This window comes from Paenibacillus sp. sgz302114 (genome assembly GCF_056120345.1).
In genome coordinates this window covers 378430-394833 of the sequence record NZ_JBVYOI010000002.1, presented here as the reverse complement: position 1 = coordinate 394833, position 16404 = coordinate 378430, and the positions used below count along the sequence as shown (strand labels likewise).

Below are 16404 nucleotides of genomic sequence, written 5' to 3'. Positions count from 1 at the left end.
GAGGGATTGGGTATGTTTAGTAAGAGCAAAGCGGCTTTAGGGTTGGCTTCGATCGTGGCATTATCCTCTATGTTGTATGCATGCGGCAGCGATTCTTCCAATAATGGCAACAGTGCGAGCAAGGACGAGAAGGTGGATCTGAACTTCATCCGCTGGTCTAACGGCCCTGCGCTTGATAATGAAGAGAAAGATAAAGTGAAACGCTTTAACGATACACACCCGAACATTCAGGTCAAAATGACGCTGCTCCCATGGGACGAGACGTTCAAGAAGATCGAGATGTCGATGGCTTCGAACTCCCCTGTTGACCTGTTCTACTGGGACGTGCCGGCATACGCTTGGTATAAGAAGGGGCTTATGAAGAACCTGCAGCCTTACTTCGACCGCGATCTGAAGATGAGCGACTACGACGAGAAGCTGTTCGAGCCATTCAAATTCGACGGCAGCAACATGTACGTCGCACCTGAAAACTATCAAACGCTCGTTCTCTACTATAATAAAGATTTGTTCGACAAAGCAGGCGTAGAGTATCCAAGCGAGAACTGGAACTGGAACGACTACCTCGAGGCTGCGAAGAAGCTGACCATTACGAAGGATGGCAAAACAACGCAGTTCGGCACGACGATGTCGCTTGGCGCATGGTGGGGCTGGATGGCACTGAGCCAAGAGCAGGGCGGCGCGCTCGCTCCGGACATTCACGATCCAGAGAAGCTATCGTTCAACACGCCTGAGACGAAGAACGCTCTGCAATACTTGCAAGACTTGATCTACAAGTACCATGTAGCTCCAGATGCGGCACAATCGAGCGCACTCGGCGGCGACTTCCTGACAGGCAAGATCGCGATGTATGTTGGCGGTGACTGGGATCTTGGCAACCTCAAGGACAAGAAGGATCTGAAGTGGGACCTGGCTCCAATGCCGATGTGGGAAGACAAACGTGTCGTTCCTTACTGGGTTGGCGGTTATGCAATGACAGAGAAGTCGAAGCACCCGGATCAAGCCTGGGAATTCATCAAGTGGACGATGACCGAGAACCAGAAAACGCTTGCGAAGCAGCAATCGTGGATTCCGGTGAACAAGGATGCATTGTCGAAGGTAGAGACGCCTGCATGGGCGCCGGCTGGTTACCAAACCGCTCGCTTCGACTGGATGAAGTACGGTATTGTCGGCGACCTGTATCACCTGAAATGGCGTGAAGCGCAAGATAAAGCGATCGCACCAATTACAGACCAAATCTTCGCGAATAAGATTACAGTCGATGACGCGCTGAAGAAAATGGACGAGCAGGTAAACGAGATCATTTCGAAGAAATAATGAACTAAGGGCTGCGCGTTAAAGTGGATCTTCTGCTTTAAGGCGCGGCCCTTGCTTCTAGCAGACGGTGCGACGGGGAGGAATGGAGCTTTGATAGAAAGTAACTGGATAGAGAGTCGTTTGATAGAGAGTTATGAGTTTGCCGTACATGTTGACGGTTTACGTGTAGACAGCACTTCGGATGGGATTGTGCTTGACCGCACCGAGGAGCGTAATGCTGCAGCAGACAAGAAGCATAGAATGGCGACGTATCTCTATGAGCCTGCAACGCTTGTGATCGAGAGTCATCTCGTCTGCTATACGGACACTACGCTAGTCGAGCGTTGGGTCGTCATACGAAATAACGGGGAAGCGCCGGTCACAATCGGGCGCGTCGATTCGTTCACGCTTCAGCTCCCGCAGACCGAATGGAAGCTCATGCATTATACGAGCGATTGGGGCGCGGAATTCGAGCCTGTCGTGGAGCCGCTCGCTGGCGAGTCTATTGTGCTCGAGACGCGTTCAGGTCGTTCGTCCAAAGGGAAACATCCGTGGATGTCGCTCTTCGGGGCTGATGGCGAAGTGCTGACGGTGTCGCCGATGTGGTCGGGGAACTGGCAGCTGAGGTGTGAGTATGACGGCGGCTGCGACGATGCTCAAAGCGGGTATCATGTGAGCGGTGGATTGAGCGACTGGGAGTTCTTCAAGACGCTTGCGCCTGGCGAAGCGATGGAGAGCGTTCATGTTGCCATTGCTGCCGGCAGTGGCGGGGATCTGAATAGCACTTCGATCGCTTTTGCTAGAGTTGGTCGAAAATATTGGTACCCGCATAATGAGTTCTCCCGTTCCATGCCGATGGAGTGGAATCATTGGTGGAGCTACGAGGATAAAGGTATTAATGAAAATATTTTTCGGGCGAATGCGGCTGAAGCGGCGAAGCTCGGCATCGATATTTGTACGCTCGACGCTGGCTGGTTCGGTCCTTCCGAAGAAGCGTCGGAGTGGTATGAGCTTCGCGGCGATTGGTCGATGGTCAATGAGAAGCGGTTCCCGAGCGGCATCCGCGCGGTGTCGGACGATGTGCATGGACACGGCATGAAGTTCGGTCTATGGTGCGAGATCGAAGCGGTCGGCAAGTCGGCGGCGCTGGCGGAGAAGCATCCTTCCTATGTGGCGAGAAGAGAGGGCGAATCGCTGGGTTATCTCTGCTTCGGCAATCCAGAGGTGCGGCAGTGGGCGTTCGACACGTTGGATCGACTGATAACGGGATATGACAGCCAATGGATTAAGCTGGATTTCAACCTCGATCCGGGGGCAGGCTGCAATTGCACCGATCATGGACATGGCGCAGGGGACGGGCTGTTCGAGCATTACAACGGCTACTATAGCGTGCTTCGGGATATTCGAGCCAAGCATCCGGAAGTGATTTTGGAGAACTGTTCTTCGGGCGGTCTGCGGATCGATCTCGGCATTATGCAGCAAACACATACGACGTTCCTGAGCGACCCGGACTATCCGGAGCACAGCTTGCAGGTGTTCTGGGGAGCAACGACGATGCTGGCGCCGGATGTATGCTTGCATTGGAGCTATTCGGAGTTTCGTTGGAAAAATGATTTTCAGCTATTCAACCCGCATGACGTAAATTTGAAGCCATACCAGTTCGACTATTATACGCGTATTGCGATGCTGCGCGGCTTCGGCATTTCGCAGAAGCTGCCTGAGATGCCGGAGTGGATGAAGGCGCGTTTGGCTCATCATATTGACGTGTATAAGTCGGAAGTGAAGCCTTTTGTACTCGGGGCGGATTTGTACCGGTTGACTGGTCAGCCGGGGCGCGGCGGCAAGGGCGACCGTTGGTCGGCTTTCCAGTACAGCATGCTAGGCGGGGATGACCATTTGTTATTCGTTTTCCGTTTGCCAGGCGGCGAAGCATCGCGTGCGATTCGTCTGCAAGAGCTGGAAGCTGATGCAGCGTATGAGCTGACATGGCTGTCTGGTGAAGAGTCGAAGGTTGTGCAGATTGCAGGCGGTTCTTTATTGAAAGACGGGATTCTTTTTGATAGGTTAGAGGAGGAAGAATCCGCTCTCATTCGGTTGAAGAAGCTCTAATCGATTATTAATAAACGGAGGTTATTTCGGATGAAATTAGGTATTATTGCTGAAGCTGTGGCAGAACGGTTCTATGACGCACAGGCAAAAGGTTTGGAGTTTCTCGAGTTCTGCATCAATGTGGAGAAGGACGTCGACGCTTTCGCGGCGAGCGTGCCTGAACTGAAGCAAGCGAGCGAGAAGTCTGGCGTAGGCGTAGCTTCCATTGGCCGTTGGGGCTCCGAGCGCATTAACGCGCAAGGCGTAAACGCGGAAGAGTTGGAGAAGTCACGCAAGCTGATCGATGCGGCGGCTGAGCTTGGCTGCCCGAACTTTGTGTGCGGCGTCAACTATGTAGAAGAGCTTTCTTACTTCGATAATGTGAAGCTTGCGATTGAATATTTGAGCGCGGTGCTTGAGTATGGCGCTTCGAAAGGCGTAGCTGTTGCCGTATACAACTGCAACTGGAACAACTTCGTAGATAACGAGGAAGCATGGAAGCTCGTTCACGGCCATCTGCCGCAGCTTGGCATTAAATATGATCCGTCGCACTCCCGTTATGCGGGCCGCGACTACTTGAAGGAAGCTAGTAAATGGGGCGATAAGTTCCGCCATGTTCATATCAAAGGCTCCGTCATCATCGACGGTCAGCGCTTCGACGATCCGCCGGCGGGTCTTGACCAGACGGATTGGGGCACTTTCATGGCTGTGCTGTACGGCAAAGGCTATGAAGGCGGACTGTCGATCGAGCCGCATTCCGACGTTTGGAATGGCGACCTTGGCGACCGCGGCGTTCAATTCACAATCGAATTCATGCGTAAAATGATTTTCTAGCTCTGAGGGCGTTCTCTGGCTGCACACTGTGTGCGGCTGGGGAGCGCTTTTTTTGATGGAGCGAAATGGATATAATAGGTAATAAAGATTCGAATAAGATTATGAATGAGAATGAGAATGAGGCTTAGGATGCGAAAAGAAAGGGGGAGCCGCAGGATGATGAGGTTAAGAGGGAAGCTGGGGCGGCCGTTGCAGCGATTAGGACTCGTCGCGCTGATGCTGGCGGTGGGACTTGGTTCGGATTTTCGCTATTCGCCGGTGTCTGCGGCTCCTGCTTCACTTGAAGCGTTGCAGGATGAGCTCGAGCTTCAGCTGCACGCCCATGAGCTTGAGCTGACGGCGGATTATTCCGGTGACCGCAAGCAGCTGAGCGCAGGAGTCGATCAGCTGGTTAGTGGCCTAATGGCGTCGGACGACTATATGAAATATATCGTAGACTCTTATATTTATACGATCCGCAGCTTCGGCGCAGCCGCGAAGGTGAAGGTGAATATCCAATACCGCGAGTCAGCTGCTCAGACCGATGAAGTGGAGCGGCGAGTGGCGGAGCTGCTGCCGACGGTTGTAGATGCTGGCATGACGCCTGAACAGAAGGTGCGGGCGATTCATGACTGGATCGTTACGCATGTACGCTATGACGAATCGCTGCTGCACTATACCGCGTATGATGCGCTGGTGAATGGGAGTGCGGTGTGTCAGGGATACGCGTTGCTTGCTCTTAGGATGCTGGAGGATGCGGGGATCGAGGCGCGTATTATTGAAGGAACCGTCGCTTCGGGCAGCCATGTTTGGAACTTGGTCCGACTGGGGTCTTCGTGGTATCACCTAGACGCCACATGGGATGATCCTGTGCCGGATCGCGCGGGAGTGGCGAGCGATACGTATTATTTGAAGAGCGATGCGCAAATGCGCGTTGATCACAAGTGGGACGCTGCGGCGTATCCGGCTGCAATGGGATGATTAGAGGGGAGTGACTGCTGATGCGAGGTCGATTGGTTGGCACGGGGGCTACGGCAAATGTATATGAGTGGGGCGAATCCGAGGTTATTAAGATCTTTCACGATGCTAGCCGTGCGCAGCAAGAGGCGGAGAAAGAGGCAAGGACCGCCCGAGCGGTTGGTGGCTTGTCCGGTGTTAAAGCGCCGAAGTTCGTAGGGATTGAGCATTACGAGGGAAGTGCGAGTCTCGTCTACGAGAAAGCAGACGGACCGACGATGCTGGGTCATATTCAGGCGACGGAGGAAAGTGTGATTGCGAATGCTCGCATGCTAGCGGAGCTTCAGCATGAGCTGCATCAGATCCGGCCGGACGTTACTCCGAACCTGAAGCTGGAGCTGGGGCGAAGCATTCAGCGGGTCGGGGAGCTGAGTGATGCGGAGCAGGCGAAGCTTGCGTCGCTATTGGATCAGCTGCCGGATGGCGGAGCTCTTTGCCATTATGATTTTCATCCCGGCAACATTATTCTCACGACTGATGGACCCCAGATTATTGACTGGATGAACGCCCTCGTCGGACATCCCGCCGCAGACGTCGCGAGAACCTACTTGCTGCTAACGGGAAGCGAGCTACCCCCGGATATGCCGGAAGAGTTGAGTCTGAGAATAACTAGATATCAGGAGCTGTTCACACAGGTCTATATGGATGCCATCTTCGCGCTTTCGGGACTGAGCATGGAGGATGTAGAAGCGTGGCGGGCACCGACGTTAGCGGTGCGGATTAGCGAGCTGGGCGAGGGGAAAGAGAGAGAGAAGAAATTGGTAGAGTTGCGGGGGTTCACCTAACTTCCGAAAAAATGCTTTACTTGGTAGCACGCAGTTAAAGTAAGGATGGCTCTTCAATCGGATTGGCATCCATACCCCGCTGCTCCCCCTACTACTATTGGGACATTCAGGCAGGTCGTTCTGAAACTAGACAACTAAAGTTATGTTTTACTAATTGCGTAAAGGCGGATTTTCAGATTATAAGAGACATACTGCCATTATCAGATGAAGTAATTAATACCGATAGTTGCTATACCATCATTCATATCAAGGTAAACGCCGAGAGTGAACTGTTGAGACATTACGAGCTTGAGGGGTTAAAACATATCGAAATATTTACCCTTAATTACTCCGTGCCTTGGTTATCTATCCTTTGTAACGATGTGTCACTTGAAGAAGTTCAGTAATGTTTGGATTACTTGCAGAACGAATGCTCCATCTAGGATCACCCAAAAGGGCAGCAGAGTAGACACTCTACTGCCCTTCCCATATCTATGCATTGCCGTCCTTACCATCCCGGCTGCGCGAAGTAATCTGCTGCCAGACGGACCCGGCAGCTTCTTCGCCGCGCTCGATGCGCTCGAGCGCGATGCGAGCTTGCAGGCTGACCTCGAATTCCGGGTCAGCCGCTGCTTCGCGCAGAGCCTCGATCGCGGACTCGTCGCCGGCTTCGTACAAGAACCGCGCTGCGCGCCAGCGCACGAGCTTGTTGCGGTCGTGCAAAGCCTCGATCATCGGCGCGATCGCAGCCGGATCGCCAAGATCGGACAGCGTGTCGCCGGCGGTGCGGCGCACGGAAGCCGAAGCGTCGCGGAGCGCCGCGAACAGGAGCGGCATCGCCTCCGGCAGCCGCAGCTCGCCAAGATAGACGACGGCCAGTCTCCGGATGGAGACGTTGTCGTCTTCAAGCGCTTTGGCGAGCAAAGGCAGCATCGCCGGCTCCGGCGCGGTGCGGTTGAGCGCCTCGTAGCGCACGCTCCACTCCGGCGACCCGAGCAGCTCCGCGAGCTGCTCCGCCGTGAGCGGCGCAGGTCGCGCCGCCGCCGCCGCCGCGGCGCTGCCCTCGCCGGCTGCGCCTTCCGCGCCAAGCGCGATCGCTGACGCGACAAGTGCATCCAGCCGCTCCTGCGGATACGCGGCTGTCAATTCCCGTACGAGCTCCGCGGCAATTTCCTCGGGCTCGCCGTAACGCACGCCGAGCTCCTCCAGCTTCCGCTCGCGAATCATCGAAGCAGCAGAGGCCTTCGTCACCGCCTCTGTAAAAGCCGCCGGAAGCGCTGCGCGCGCTTCGCCGCCCGGCGTGCGTACGCGCACCTGCATCGGGATCTCCCGATACAGCTGCACGAACGTATGCGCTTCGCCAAACGCTTCGCCCGCGCCTAGCGTACCATTGCCGGCACCTGCACCGCTGGCACTCTCGCTCTCGCCGAGCACGCGCTTCGCCGCGTCCAATATCGCTGCCCAGTCCGCCCCCGCCTTCCGGTCGAGCGCAATAAAGTCCGCCGTGCGGAACAAGCCGCGCACGCCTTCAATAACAAGCAGGCTGCGCAGCGGCTCAGCCGCGCTCTCCGCATCCTTAACAACCAAGCTAAAACGTTGCCCTGCAGGCAGCTTCGCATCGACATTCAACTTCATCGTATTCGGACTAGGCGTCGGTTCAATACCCGTCAATTTCATTCCAATCGCTCCCCCTAACTTGCCCGCAAATCCCATGCACTATTGATATAAGTGTAAACCATCTCCATACCTAACTACAAACCGTCTGCCTTGCTCGCTTTTGCCCACTTCACTCAGCGGTCTTTTCCTTTGCCAATCCCCACAAATCCTCCCAAATCAGAGGTTTCTCAGGGTGAACTGGAACAAGCGGTCCCTCTCGTTTGCTTAATCCAATTAAGCTTGGTATCTTTGAGAGAGAGAGACTTACAAAGAGAAAGTGGATTAAGCTGATTCCTGTGAACATGAACATTGAACAGTATGCCATTTGTATCATCAAACCTCATTATATTTACACTTTTCGTAACGCCAAGCTTACTTCAATCAATGTACTTCACGATCAGCAGCTTTGTCATGGGAGATGATAGCGATGCGGTATGAGAATTTGGATACGACAGCAGTACCTCGCACTTTCAAGGAAGTGCGGCAATGGCGCAGAGAACGCGCTGGCAAAATGAAACAGAAAGACTATTCCTACACCGTTCCCGTCGTGGAACCCGATCTGAAGTTCCTTCACGAGAACAGGACGGTCCCTTCCTTATCCTGGATCGGTCATTCGACATTCCTTATTCAAAATTCGGGACTGAACATTATTACAGACCCGATCTGGGCGGAGCAGCTTGCGTTCCAGAAGCGAATGGTGAAGCCCGGCATTGAAATAACGGATGTGCCGCCAATTGATGTCGTTCTTATTTCACATTCTCATTATGATCATTTGAATATCAAATCACTCAAACAGCTGCCCGGCAGCATCACCATCATTGCGCCTGTCGGCCTTGCAGATAAGCTGCGGCGCAAGGGCTTCTCGTCGATTATCGAGCTCGACTGGTGGGGGTCTGCAACCATCAGCGGCGTCAAATTTTCGTTCGTCCCTTCGCAGCACTGGACACGCCGTACGCTTACGGATACGAACTCTTCTCTTTGGGGCGGCTTCGTGATTGAGCGTGCAAATGAGCCGACGATCTATTTTGCAGGGGACAGCGGTTATTTCGACGGGTTCAAAGAGATCGGCAGCCGTTTCCAGATCGACATCGCTCTGATGCCAATTGGCGCCTACGATCCTGAGTGGTTTATGGGACCGCAGCATGTAACGCCAGAGGAGGCGCTGCAAGCGTTCCTCGATGTGCGCGCTAGCGTGTTCGTGCCGATGCATTACGGTTCCTACAGGCTGGCTGATGATACGCCGAAAGAAGCTCTCGATCGACTTCACGCGGAGCATAGAAGACTGAAGCTCCCGAGCGAAAGTCTGATGATTCTGCCCCATGGTCAAACAAAAATCCTTAAAAATACTGACAAAGAAGTGTAAGAGTGACCGGAGGTCATGCCTTAAAACGTACTTTTAACAGTACTTTTAAATAATAACAATAAAGCATCCGCTCCATAAGTTGTGTTATAATGGAGTGATGATTAAGATGATTAGTGAAGGACGGGATTAAGTCTAATGATAAGTACAAGCGGCATTACGCTTCGTTACGGTAAGCGTGCGCTATTTGAAGATGTTAATATTAAGTTTACGCCAGGCAACTGCTACGGTCTTATCGGTGCGAACGGCGCCGGCAAATCGACTTTTTTGAAAATTCTTTCCGGCGAAGTAGAGCAATCGCACGGTGAAGTTCACATTACGCCGGGCGAGCGCCTTGCGGTCCTGAAGCAGAACCATTACGAGTACGACAACTTCCTCGTGCTCGAGACGGTTATTATGGGTCACAAGAAGCTTTATGAAGTGATGAAAGAAAAAGACGCAATCTATGCGAAAGCGGAATTTACCGACGAAGACGGCATGCGCGCAGGCGAGCTGGAAGCGGAATTCGCAGATATGAACGGTTGGGAAGCAGAGTCCGAAGCGGCAGGCATGTTGAATGGACTTGGTATTCCACCAGAGCTTCACGACAAGCGAATGTCGGATCTGTCTGGTAATGAGAAGGTAGGCGTATTGCTCGCGCAAGCATTGTTTGGCAATCCGCAGATCCTTCTGCTCGATGAGCCTACCAACCATCTTGACATGCAGTCGATCAAATGGCTTGAAGATTTCCTTTCGCGTTATGAAGGTACCGTTATTGTCGTATCTCACGATCGCTACTTCTTGAACCAAGTATGTACGCATATCGCGGACATCGACTTCGGCAAGATCCAGATGTATGTCGGTAACTACGACTTCTGGTACGAGTCGAGCCAATTGGCGCTTACGCTTATGCGCGACAACAACAAGAAGAAGGAAGACAAGATCAAGGAGCTGCAAGCGTTCATCCAACGTTTCAGTGCCAACAAATCCAAATCCAAGCAAGCGACTTCCCGTAAGAAGCTGCTTGATAAAATTTCGCTGGATGACATTCGTCCATCCAACCGGAAATATCCGTTCATCAACTTCAAGCCTGAGCGTGAAGCGGGCAAGCAATTGCTGCTGACGGAAGGCTTAACGAAGGCTGTTGACGGCGTGAACCTGATTGAAAACTGGACGCTTGCCATCAACAAAGGCGACAAAATCGCACTTGTTGGTCCTAACACTTTGCCTAAGACGATCTTTATGCAGCTTCTTATGGGCGAGATCGAACCAGATGCAGGTACATTCCAGTGGGGTGTAACAACCACGCAAGCGTACTTCCCTAAAGACAACGCGAAGTACTTCGAAGGCGTTGAGCTGAACCTTGTTGACTGGCTGCGCCAGTATTCCAAGGATCAGGACGAGAGCTTCATCCGTGGCTTCCTTGGCCGTATGCTCTTCTCCGGCGACGAAGCGCTGAAGAAAGCAAGCGTATTGTCCGGTGGCGAGAAAGTACGCTGCATGCTCTCGAAGATGATGCTTTCCGGCTCCAACGTTCTTCTCATGGACGAACCGACGAATCACTTGGACCTCGAGTCCATCACAGCGCTCAACAACGGCTTGATCGATTTCGACGGCACGATGATCTTCACATCGCATGACCATCAGTTCGTCCAAACGATCGCGAACCGCATTATCGAAATTACGCCAAACGGCGTTATCGACCGCATTATGACTTACGATGAATACCTTGAGAGCGCTGAAGTAAAAGCACTCCGCGAGCGTATGTACCCAGCTGAATAATCGCAACATCTATAGAATAGGAAGGGCTGTACTCCACGGAGTGCGGTCCTTTCTTTTTGGCCCAACGCCAGCTCCTTTTTGCGGCTTCGCTGGTTCTTTCGCCCCTGGAGGCCTCATAAACTAGAGCAAGAAGCGGACCGGCTAAACAAGTCGTGCGATTCGTGACCAGGCCTATCTGTTTATGTTAAAATGATAGAAACGACACAATTAGACGAAAAGTTCAAAGGAGTCGATCATAGATGTCATTTTTCGATAAAGTGAAGCAAGGGGCTTCCGATGCGGCGAAGAAGGCTCAGCAGACAGTTGAGATTACGAAGCTGAAGGCGCAAATCAGCGGCAAAGAGAAAGAGATTGAGAAGCTGTACACAGCCATCGGCGCAGCGGTATACCGCGGCCATCAGATTCAGGACTTTGCGGCGACCGAGCAGGAAGTGGGCAATGCATGCCATCAGGTTGACGAGCTGACTGGAGAGATAGGCATCCTTGAAGAGCGCATTAAGGCGATTCGTTTCGAGAAGACTTGCACATGCGGCAAGGTCGTTGCGCTTGATACGAAGTTTTGTCCGGATTGCGGCAGCTCGCTTGGGGAAGAGCCGAAGGTGGAAACAACAATTGGCGAGATCGTCGTTATTTGCAGCCAATGCAAGACGGAGAATGAGCTGAATTCGAGGTTCTGCATTTCCTGTGGCTCCGGTCTGTCCGGCACAGCGAATGATTTTGAATAACAATTGAGAAAACGAATCACATATGGAGCAGTCTCGAGCAGCCATTAACGGCTCATAACCGAGGCTGCTTTTTTTGTACTCAGACAAGCGCCGCTACCGATTCCCGCAAAGACTCATAGAATAACTAGCATAATCGGGAGTATAAGGAGGCGTGGGAGATAGCACACGAAACATTCGACTATCGCATATTGGAGACGATTAAGGAGCACATGAAGGAGACGGACAGCTTGCTCGATATTGGGAGCGGCCCATGCGTGATGCTGGACAATCTGGATTTCTTCAGCACAATTATTGCGCTGGACATTTATAGACCATATCTCATTAACCGGGTAACGAAATCGCCGCATATTATTCCCATTCATGCTGATGCGCTAACTATTGGTCAGCTGTTCGTGCCGAAGTCCGTCTCGGCGGTGTCGCTATTCGATTCGCTGGAGCATTTCACAAAGCTCAATGGGATTAAGGTACTGAGAGAAGCGGAGCATATTGCAAGGAAACATGTTATTATCTACACCCCTCGCGGCTACTTTCCGCAGGAGGGCATCGACCATTTTGGGCTGAACGGCGAGCGGTATCAGGAGCATCACAGCGGCTGGGAAGTAGAGGAGCTGGAGGCTCTAGGGTATAAAGTCATTATTTTAAAAGGGCAGCATGACAAGCTCAATCCGGCATTTGTCCGGGCGTTAGGCGCAGATCACGAGCCGGTCGATGCGCTGCTCGCCATCAAGACGATGTAAGCGTTCAAAAAGTGTTCACCTCCCAAGTGCTTTATTCGTTGCCATATGGATATATATAGTTATGAACTTGTAAATTAAGCTCGCTTGGGAGGCGTAGGCCATGCTCGTACCGGTGGAGTCTAAGCAAATTGCATTCTGTTCGTATAACGAAGGCGAGTCGTCACTGTATTTGTATTATCATACAGGTGATGTCGCCATCTTCTCATCCATTGGCAAGACCGACTACCAATCTATCATTGATTCGCCGAACCGCTATGATACGCTAATGATGATAATGAAGAAGAGCCATACTGAAGCGGAAATTGATACCAATATCCCAGAGCTGAAGCCAGATTGAGGCTAGGAGAAAGTTATTGGTATTATTTACATGTTAAGGGCGATTTTGCTTCCAAATAGTACTTTTGGCATTGGAATAGGACCAGTTGTGAATGGATTGTAAATGCAGGGAAAAGTTAGCTTTCGTCTAACTAAATAAGCGTTTTATCGTACAAAGACGTCCCGGTCGGGAGGCGTCTTTTTTGCTGTTCAGCCGCATGGCGATAGGGCTTATCGACTACGGCAGTGATCGACAAATGAGACAAGCGGACGATATGTCGAGTAGTCTCTCGAACGTACAATTGTTGCAGGGCTATAGAGCCTACAGCACGAAGCAACTTATCCATTACTTGAGGAGGAAGTTAAGCATCATGAAAAAGATTACAGCAGCGTTACTTGTCTTCATCTTAACTGCTTTGCTCGTTATTCCTGCCGCCATGGCTGCACAAGGGACATCGCCGGTCGTCGGTGAGATCCAGTCCAGTGTAAGCTTCCGAAGCCAGCCGTCCACAACGTCCACCGTCTATAAGTATTTTAAAACAGGCGATAACGTCGTCATTCTCGAAGCAACGAACGCGTACTGGTACAGAGTGCAAGACATGTACGGATCAATCGGTTATGTATCCTCCTCGGACAAATATATCGATATTATCTACAACGCAACAATTGCAGCATCGGTAAACTTCCGTACTTCGCCATCGACAGACGGCTCGAAGATCCGTCTCCTGAACCAAGGCGAGTCGGTGTTGATCACAGGCAAGCCGAATAGCGCTTGGTATGCAGTGACAGATTCGAAAGGCAAGAAGGGTTATGTCAGCACGCAAGAACAATACATAACGACTGGTCCGGCATTCTCGATGCCAGCAGGCACAGTCACTGCACCATCCACGCCATCTACGCCGTCCCAATCCGCGAAGATTGAGAATATTATCGCAGCTGGCATGAAATACTGGGGCACGCCGTATGAGTTTGGTTCCGACCGTGACACAACAACGACGTTCGATTGCTCCGACTTCGTTCGCACAGCATTCCGTGAAGGCGCAAGCCTTACACTGCCTGCGGATTCCCGCAAGCAAGGCGACTTTGTGAAAGCTAATGGTGCTGTGAAGACAGATTGGCATCAATTGAAGCGCGGTGACCTGATGTTCTTTATGGACTACAAGGGTACCAAAGCTTCGTCTTACTCAGGTGTAAACAAAGCGACTGAAACGATTACGCATGTAGGTATTTACCTCGGCAATGGCCAGATCCTGCACACGTACTCCACAGAGTCCGGCGGCGTTCGTACAAGCGACATCGCAGGCACGCAGTGGGATTACCGCTTCCTGTTCGGCGGCAGCGCACTGTAAAGTAACTATAGAGAGCCTCATTTCCACGGCAAGTGGAGGTGAGGCTCTTTCTTTATTGAAGCTGTAATCGCAGCTGCTTCTTGTCCACCTTATCTACAGCCGTTCGCGGCAATTCATCGAGGATGAGCAGCTGAGTGGGCCATTTGTGCCGGGCAAGGCTTGGTGCGCAATGCGCTTGAAGCTGCTCTAAGTCCAAGCTGCCTCCATCCTGTAATGCAACACAAGCGACGAGCTGCTCACCTTCGAGCGGGTGTGGAAGTCCCACCACCGCTGCGTCAATAACCATCTCATGAGTGGAGATGACCTGTTCCACTTCAGCGCAGTAGACGTTGGAACCGCCAACGATAACCATATCCTTCAGCCGATCCAATACATAGAGATAGCCGTCTATATCCAGATAGCCGATATCTCCAGTTCGTATCCAGTCCTCTGCTATCGCTGCATTAGACGCCTCTGGATTGCCCCAATACCCAATCATCGTCTGCGCGCCACGAACAACAATTTCACCGGCCATGTTGGTGGCTGCTTCTAGGCCGTCCTCGCCGATAATCCGTACTTGAAAGGCATGTTCCCCTTGGGCACCGAGATCGGCTGGTCGGCCTACGGAGCGCAGCCGGACTGGCTCGTTCAGATGATGGATCGGAAATAATCGGCTTATCGACATGCCGCATTCCGCTTGCGAGTAGTTGTTGACGATCGTGACTCCTGGGAACTGAGCAACCGCTTCCCGCAGCGTCTCCGGTGCGATGATAGACCCTCCGCAGCCGATGACCTTCAAGCTTGATGTATCGCGGCCGGTCGCAGCCGCTTCGCGGGTCATATCACGGAGGAGCTTGCCGACCGTACTAAGCTGTGTAATTCGGTCGCGTTCCACCGCCGTAAGGATGCTTTGCAGGTTGGCGGGATACTCGTCCAGAAAGACAAGACATCCGCCAGCAGCCATGGTTGCCCACAATTGAAACTGTCCAACAAGATGCGAGATGTTGTGGACGAGCACTCGTCGCTCCCGATCATAACCGAACCCGGCTGAAGGAGTGAGCTGATTCCAGGCCGACATGCCGCGATGCGAATGCATAACTCCTTTCGGTTTCCCTGTCGTTCCGCCCGTATAAATAAGTATGGCTGTATCCTCTTCTTTTCGGTTGCATGCGCCGGCTGGAGGAGGAAGAAGCTCCTTCAAGAGCAGCAGCTGTAGAGCTGCTGTCGTTAACCGCTTTGGGGGATTCGAGAGAAGCTGTATGGCGGATTGTGCGGTCTCCGTATAACGAGTATCATGTATAAAGATGTGCGGCTTGGCATCTTCGAGAATGGAGGCAATTTCGAGTGAAGTCAGCAATGGGGATGGAACGAGCGGGATTGCGCCGATCTGGACCGCTGCATAGAGAATGACGACAAGCTGCGGATCGGGCTCCCCTAGAAGAGCAAGCCGATCACCGGGCCTGAGGCCCTCTGCATGCAAAGCGTGGCTAAGCTGATTGGCAAGGCGATGAAGCTCCCCATAAGTCAGTATTTGACCATGACGCTCAAGCGCCGGCGCTTCAGGGTACAGGCTTGCAGCGAGTGGAAGTCGTTCAGATAAAAGCATATCATCGCCTCCAAATGAATTTATCGGGTGTGATAACTCGGATTTATTAGAGCATATCATTTATGAGTCATAATGAGGGATCGGTTTTTCCAATTAAATCCATAACATCTGCTAATGAGATAATGAAGCGAGCACATCGGAAGGGGGCCGCCAATAATGGAATACAAGTATGAGAGAAACAAAGAAAACTATGAGGATTTTGCAAGCGGAAGGGTGCTCTATAACGCGCAAGGAACAACGGCATTTCCTGTAAGGCTGGCAAGCGAGATTGTTCAGCGATGCTTTCAAGCTTTAGAAGCCAAAGGGAGCAAAGGTCCATATTCCATCTATGATCCTTGCTGCGGCGGGGCTTACCTGCTCACCGTAATCGGATTGCTTCATAACGATCGAATTCAGAGGATCTATGCCTCCGACATTAATGCGGATGTACTTGGGATTGCTGAAAAAAACTTGTCCTTGCTCACGGCTACTGGAATAAATAAACGGAAAGAGCAAATTAAAGAGTACATTGAGCTGTATAATAAAGAGTCTCATATTTTGGCGCTTGAAAGTGCAGAGAAATTAAGCAATTATATTGCAGGCTCAATATGGAGAGCGTGACTGTGTTTCAGAGTGATGTCACCGCTGCTGATCATAATACAGACATACCTAACCGAGTGAATATTGCCATTACAGACCTTCCTTATGGCGACATTGTTACTTGGAGCAGCGGCAGCTCAGATCCGTTAGTCGACTTTTTTGAAAGTATGTATGAACTATTAGAACCTACGCATTCCGTGTTAGCGGTCGTTGCAGACAAGAGTCAAAAGCTGAAGCACGAGAAGTTCAGAAGAATCGAATCCGTCAAGATTGGAAAAAGACAAATGGCGATATTTGAACCCATCAAGGCATCAAATTAAATGAATTGCAATGACAAGAGAACCCGCGAGTTTTTCACGCAA

At 51.8% G+C, this 16404-nt stretch carries 15 protein-coding genes; 13 read left to right on the top strand and 2 right to left on the bottom strand.

The annotated features are described in order from the left end of the window. Positions 1 to 12: 12 nt before the first annotated feature. The 5 genes from AC0LWF_RS06900 to AC0LWF_RS06880 all read left to right on the top strand — a co-directional run bounded on the left by AC0LWF_RS06900 (position 13) and on the right by AC0LWF_RS06880 (position 5996). The gene (locus tag AC0LWF_RS06900; RefSeq protein ID WP_474650810.1) at positions 13 to 1314 is read left to right on the top strand and encodes an ABC transporter substrate-binding protein; all 1302 of its coding nucleotides are present in this window, start codon (positions 13 to 15) and stop codon (positions 1312 to 1314) included. Between the two features lie 90 nt (positions 1315 to 1404). Further along, on the top strand, positions 1405 to 3402 hold the full coding sequence (locus AC0LWF_RS06895) for an alpha-galactosidase (protein ID WP_474650809.1): 1998 nt from the start codon (positions 1405 to 1407) through the stop codon (positions 3400 to 3402). Positions 3403 to 3432: 30 nt separating this feature from the next. Further along, positions 3433 to 4215, top strand: coding sequence for a sugar phosphate isomerase/epimerase family protein (locus AC0LWF_RS06890; RefSeq protein ID WP_474650808.1), 783 nt, complete (start codon positions 3433 to 3435; stop codon positions 4213 to 4215). A gap of 156 nt (positions 4216 to 4371) precedes the next feature. Next, on the top strand, positions 4372 to 5175 hold the full coding sequence (locus AC0LWF_RS06885) for a transglutaminase domain-containing protein (protein ID WP_474650807.1): 804 nt from the start codon (positions 4372 to 4374) through the stop codon (positions 5173 to 5175). 20 nt (positions 5176 to 5195) lie between these two features. After that, the gene (locus tag AC0LWF_RS06880) at positions 5196 to 5996 is read left to right on the top strand and encodes a phosphotransferase family protein (protein ID WP_474650806.1); all 801 of its coding nucleotides are present in this window, start codon (positions 5196 to 5198) and stop codon (positions 5994 to 5996) included. Positions 5997 to 6467: 471 nt separating this feature from the next. Here AC0LWF_RS06880 and AC0LWF_RS06875 read toward each other — a convergent pair whose 3' ends face one another. Then, positions 6468 to 7652, bottom strand: a complete 1185-nt coding sequence (locus AC0LWF_RS06875) for a conserved virulence factor C family protein (protein ID WP_474650805.1) — start codon at positions 7650 to 7652, stop codon at positions 6468 to 6470. A 397-nt stretch (positions 7653 to 8049) separates the two neighbouring features. Between AC0LWF_RS06875 and AC0LWF_RS06870 the strand changes: the two genes are divergently transcribed. The 6 genes from AC0LWF_RS06870 (at position 8050) to AC0LWF_RS06845 (ending at position 13878) form a co-directional block, all read left to right on the top strand. After that, a complete protein-coding gene (locus AC0LWF_RS06870) occupies positions 8050 to 8994 on the top strand; it encodes an MBL fold metallo-hydrolase (protein WP_474650804.1) in 945 nt (314 codons plus the stop codon). Positions 8995 to 9129: 135 nt separating this feature from the next. After that, entirely contained in the window at positions 9130 to 10752 is a 1623-nt protein-coding gene (locus tag AC0LWF_RS06865; protein WP_474650803.1) for an ABC-F family ATP-binding cassette domain-containing protein, read from the top strand. Positions 10753 to 10991: 239 nt separating this feature from the next. After that, complete coding sequence (locus AC0LWF_RS06860; RefSeq protein ID WP_474650802.1) at positions 10992 to 11477, top strand: zinc ribbon domain-containing protein; 486 nt, start codon at positions 10992 to 10994, stop codon at positions 11475 to 11477. 209 nt (positions 11478 to 11686) lie between these two features. Continuing rightward, complete coding sequence (locus AC0LWF_RS06855; RefSeq protein ID WP_474650801.1) at positions 11687 to 12214, top strand: class I SAM-dependent methyltransferase; 528 nt, start codon at positions 11687 to 11689, stop codon at positions 12212 to 12214. Positions 12215 to 12314: 100 nt separating this feature from the next. Next, positions 12315 to 12551 (top strand): KTSC domain-containing protein, encoded by a 237-nt coding sequence (locus AC0LWF_RS06850; protein WP_474650800.1) that lies wholly within the window; start codon positions 12315 to 12317, stop codon positions 12549 to 12551. Positions 12552 to 12900: 349 nt separating this feature from the next. Continuing rightward, complete coding sequence (locus AC0LWF_RS06845; RefSeq protein ID WP_474650799.1) at positions 12901 to 13878, top strand: C40 family peptidase; 978 nt, start codon at positions 12901 to 12903, stop codon at positions 13876 to 13878. Between the two features lie 52 nt (positions 13879 to 13930). On the opposite strand, the gene AC0LWF_RS06840 is transcribed toward AC0LWF_RS06845, so the two are convergent. Beyond that, positions 13931 to 15463 carry a class I adenylate-forming enzyme family protein gene (locus AC0LWF_RS06840; RefSeq protein ID WP_474650798.1) on the bottom strand — a complete coding sequence of 511 codons (1533 nt, stop codon included), beginning with the start codon at positions 15461 to 15463 and terminating at the stop codon, positions 13931 to 13933. Between the two features lie 156 nt (positions 15464 to 15619). Here AC0LWF_RS06840 and AC0LWF_RS06835 point away from each other — a divergent pair, with 156 nt between their 5' ends. Both AC0LWF_RS06835 and AC0LWF_RS06830 read left to right on the top strand, forming a co-directional pair. After that, a complete protein-coding gene (locus AC0LWF_RS06835) occupies positions 15620 to 16063 on the top strand; it encodes a hypothetical protein (RefSeq protein ID WP_474650797.1) in 444 nt (147 codons plus the stop codon). Between the two features lie 2 nt (positions 16064 to 16065). After that, on the top strand, positions 16066 to 16362 hold the full coding sequence (locus AC0LWF_RS06830; protein WP_474650796.1) for a hypothetical protein: 297 nt from the start codon (positions 16066 to 16068) through the stop codon (positions 16360 to 16362). Positions 16363 to 16404 lie beyond the last annotated feature (42 nt).